This window comes from Streptomyces lonarensis, assembly GCF_012033735.1.
GTDB lineage: Bacteria > Actinomycetota > Actinomycetes > Streptomycetales > Streptomycetaceae > Streptomyces > Streptomyces lonarensis.
In genome coordinates this window covers 1-1679 of the sequence record NZ_JAAVJD010000447.1, presented here as the reverse complement: position 1 = coordinate 1679, position 1679 = coordinate 1, and the positions used below count along the sequence as shown (strand labels likewise).

Here is a 1679-nt window from a genome sequence, read left to right as displayed (position 1 = left end):
CGCACAGCTAACGTCCGGCGCGAGGCGGATGTGGGGGTGAGGCACGGGCGGAATCCCCGTGCCCGGAGCGGTGCGCATCGCTGCCGCCGCGGCCGACGGCACATCCGAGGCGGGGACCGCTGCAGCCGCCCACCGCGGCGCGTCGACGGCCGCCACCGCGCCCGACGGCCGGGAGCGCGCCGGAGCGGTGCGCATCGCCGCCGACGGCGACCGCGAGGCCCGCGGCCCGATATCCGGCCTGCTCGGTGCGGTCCTCGGCAGCCGAGGCGAGGACCCGGCCGACCGGGACGAGCCGGCCGACCGGGACGAACCGGGCCCGGCGCCGGAGCCGGAGCCGGACAAGTCCGAGCGGGAGCCGTCCGAGCGGGCGGCGGACGAGCGGACGGCGCCCGACGAGCAGGCCGCCGGCGCAGCGCCCGAGGCAGGGCCGCAGCCCGGTCCCGGCCGGGCCGGCCCCGACACCGACGGACCCCTTCCCTCAGGCGTCGGTCCCGATGACGCCGTGCACGAACCCACCGCGCCCGCGGCGGGTTCACCCGGGGCCGAGCCCCGGCACACCCCCGCATCCGGTCCCCCCGCATCCGGTCCCCCCGCAACCGGTCCCGCCGCAACCGGTCCCGCCGCAACCGACGACAGCGCTGCCGAGGCGCGGCCGGTGCCCCCCGGCGCCGTCGCCGGTGCCGTCACGGACCTGCTCACCCCGGTCGCTGAACTTCTGACTCCGGTCGGCGAGTTGCTCACCCCCGTCACGGACCTCCTCGCGCCGGTCACGGGCGTGACCACGCCGGGCGACGCCACTCCCGACGGCACTGTCCCGGACGGCACAGTCCCGGAGGGGCCTGCACCGGAGGGCGGCGCCCCCGATGCCCGCACCTCCCCGCCGGAGGCCGGGCGGACGCCCGGCGGGCTCCTCACCCCGGTACTCGTCCCGGTGGCCGACGCCGTCGGGCTGCGCCCCGTCACCGACGCCCTGCGCGTCACCCCCGACCGCGGTGGCGCCGACGACACCCCGCCGCCGACGTCCGACCACCCCGCCGAACCGGCCCCGCCCGGCGTGCCCGACGGCGGTGTCCCACCGGCAGCCGACCTCCCCGGCGACGGCGACGGCTCGCCGGGGGCCGACGCGGCCGATGCCGAGCGTGCCGAGGCGGAACAGCGCGACGACAGCGCCCGACCGGGGACGGACCGTCACCGCGGCCTGTCCGGGCTGCTGCCCGCGGTGACCGGCCTCCCCGCCCCGGCTCTGGGCCCCTTCGGCTCCGGCCCGCTGCCCGGCGTTGCGCCGGTCGCCGGTGCGACCGGCGGCGCGGGCGGCGAGTCGGACCGCGCCGACGACCGGGCCCACACCGACCGCGCGTCGCACGGCGGCACGGTCCCCGGTGCCGAGTCGACGGTGGTCGGCGCTCCCGCGGGCGCGCCCTGCACCGGCTCGCACGGCCCCGTCGGGGGTCACCCCGCCGAACCCGACGACCCCGCCCCCGCCGTCGACCCCGACGGTGCCGCCCGGGCCGAGGAGCACCGCGCCGTCGGCTACCTGCTGGACGGCCGCGGCCCGCGCCGACCGGGCTGAGGCGGGGTCCACGCGTCGTGGCCGAGAGCGGTGGCGTCGAAACCGCTGCCTCCGGCCCCGATGCCCAGCGTGACGCGGCCGTCGGCCACGTCGTCGAGGGTGATCAGCT

The 1679-nt window shown here is 80.3% G+C and carries 1 protein-coding gene and 1 pseudogene; one reads left to right on the top strand and one right to left on the bottom strand.

Annotated elements, in window-relative coordinates:
* Positions 1-58 precede the first annotated feature (58 nt).
* On the top strand, positions 59-1570 hold the full coding sequence (locus HCN56_RS25440) for a hypothetical protein (RefSeq protein WP_167974985.1): 1512 nt from the start codon (positions 59-61) through the stop codon (positions 1568-1570).
* Here HCN56_RS25440 and HCN56_RS26845 read toward each other — a convergent pair.
* Positions 1555-1679 (bottom strand): annotated as a pseudogene (locus tag HCN56_RS26845) (LLM class flavin-dependent oxidoreductase); the annotation flags it as partial. The gene HCN56_RS25440 and the pseudogene HCN56_RS26845 sit on opposite strands and share 16 nt — an antisense overlap.